A 2328-nucleotide genomic window follows, 5' to 3' on the forward strand; every position below is an offset into this window, starting at 1 on the left:
CCCTTTGATGTGCTGACCATGGCCTGCAACTTGTCCCCAGTGGAAGACTGGCATCTTGGTAGCATAGTAAGTTATTTGATTCTTACTTATAGTATGTATACCTATTTGCCTGTGGGTAAGTTCTACAAGTCACTGAATCCGTTATATTATGGCTCCGGCTCCCCAGGTGTCCGGCATACCCAGATGCCAGGATTCCATACCAAGATGCCAGTTCTTTGTGGACAACCGGCGACAGTGATAGGACACGTGCTCGAGCGCGATAGATGACGATAGCCATTCCGACTCGGACAAGTAAACGATAACCCAGATGCCAGCTATCCAGCAGATCCTGGCACAACGGCAGTCAAACCGTAAGCGGGGCAAAAGTCCGGGCACGCAGGTGCAGCATGCGGTCGCAAACGGAACGACGGCCACGGAATTCCGCCATTTCTGAACGTCCGACTGCGGAACGTTATGGGCCGGCGCAAAATACGCCCGGACTTTTGCCCCTATTACAGTAACTTTTACTAACAACTTGAAATAAAAGACGAATCCGGGAAATTCAGGACGACGTGGCACCACACCGCGGGCGACCGCGGCGTGGTGGAGAGGGCGGCACCTTGGCTTGCGGTGGCGGCCCGGTCGGGATCTGCCGGATCAGCGGCGGCAGCGCCACGCCGACCGCTTTGAATACCGCGCCGGCACAGCCGGGTGCCTGCGGTCGCAGCACGCAGCGCTTCGGCCCCTGCTCGATGATCACCGGTTCGACGCGATCCAGATCCCGGACGATGTCGTCCCATTCGGCATTCACCCCGGCCGCAGTCAGCCGCTCGTCGAGCTGCTTGCGCAGCAAGAGTGCCAAAAAAGAACAGAACAGATGTCCGGCGATCGCAGCATCGGATTGATGAAAGATCGGCCGGGTCTCGAGGATGGATTTCGCCGTTCTGAAGATCGCCTCAACCCGCCACAATTCGCGGTAGGCGAGCGCCACGGACAGCATGGTCATGCGGCTGTTGGTGCGCAGCACATGCAGTCCGTCGAACTGCGCATCATCGGCGATACGCGCGGCATCGATCTCAAAATGCCCCTCTCGCGGGGTGGCGAGGAAGCGGCGATAGCCGGCATTGCCGACCAGCTCCTTATCGCCGCCTTTCAGTTTGCCGCGCAGGCTGGCGACGATGGTGTCACGCGCAGCGGCGTCACGGCGTGCCTCGGCGGGATTGAAACAGATCACGTAGCGACGCGACTTTACCCCCGGCCCCCAGTCGCCGGCGATCACCTCCTTGACCTCGATGTCGCGTTCGCAGCCCCGCGCGCGCGGAATGGTCAGCGGCACCATCGGCGCGCGATCGGTCAGTACGACCTCGCGTATTTCGGACGAGCTGCGCTCGCGGGCACCGAGGATGTAATCGATACCGCGGGCCTCGAGTTCGGCGATCGTCTCGGTACTGATCATGCCGCGATCGGCGACCACGCACATGTGGCGGATGCCGAAGCGATCGCGCAGCCGGGTGAGGACCGGCAGCAATGATTTGACGTCGGTGGCATTGCCCGGCCAGGTCTCCGAGCAGATCGGCCGGCCAGCCTCGTCGAGCACGACGCTGAGCACCACCTGATGCAGCTCGGGCCTGTGGTCCTTGGAGACGCCGAACTGACCGAGGCTTTCGCCTCCGCCGCCGGTGAACATCAGGGAGGTGGTGTCGAACAGCACGACCGAGAGGTCGGAGAACAGGTTGCGCCGGCGTTCGAACAGTGCTTCCTCGATCAGATCCTTGGTCCGCCGAGAGGCCCGTGTGGCGCCACTCTGGTCGGTCAGCGCCTCACCGAGCCAGGCCATGGCGCGATAGAGCTGGTGCAACGCCAGCGCATCGCCGCCCGGGACATGATAGGCGTCCAGCCAAGCGTCGCAGGCGCGATCGGAACCCGATACGATCAGCCGGTGCAGGACACTGGCGAACACCGCGCGTTCGAGCGAGAAGCCGAAACCGCGGTCGGCGGCGAGGTGTTGGATCACCGCGGCGCACCCGGTCTGCTCCCACAGCCGGCCGAAGATCATTGGCGCGCCGATGCGCATGGTTTCGGCGGCCTCAAGCGTTCCGGCCTGCTGGCTGGAGATCAGCAGCGCGGTTTCGCAGAGCCGCGCACCGGAGCGTAGCAGGGCATCGAGTTTACCGCAGGCCTCGAGCTCCTCGACGCGACCAAGGGTGGCGACACGCGTTGGCGCGTGGCGGCCCCGTCGCGGGTGTTCTCCACGATCTGCAGGTAACGGCGCTCTCCGGACGGCTTGATGCGGAAGAACATGCGGCGACCGACTGTGACACCGCATTGATGCCGCAGCCAAAGGCAGAT

The 2328-nt window shown here is 62.7% G+C and carries 1 protein-coding gene and 1 pseudogene; one reads left to right on the plus strand and one right to left on the minus strand.

The window, feature by feature from the left end:
- Positions 1–267: hypothetical protein (locus VGP39_RS16000; protein WP_327569076.1), on the plus strand; the 267-nt coding region annotated here is incomplete at its 5' end.
- A gap of 361 nt (positions 268–628) precedes the next feature.
- Here the strand turns inward: VGP39_RS16000 and VGP39_RS16005 are convergent.
- Positions 629–2280, minus strand: a pseudogene (locus tag VGP39_RS16005) (IS1634 family transposase); the annotation flags it as partial.
- Positions 2281–2328 lie beyond the last annotated feature (48 nt).

Source organism: Bradyrhizobium sp. (assembly GCF_036009065.1).
In the GTDB taxonomy this organism is placed as follows: Bacteria; Pseudomonadota; Alphaproteobacteria; order Rhizobiales; family Xanthobacteraceae; genus Bradyrhizobium.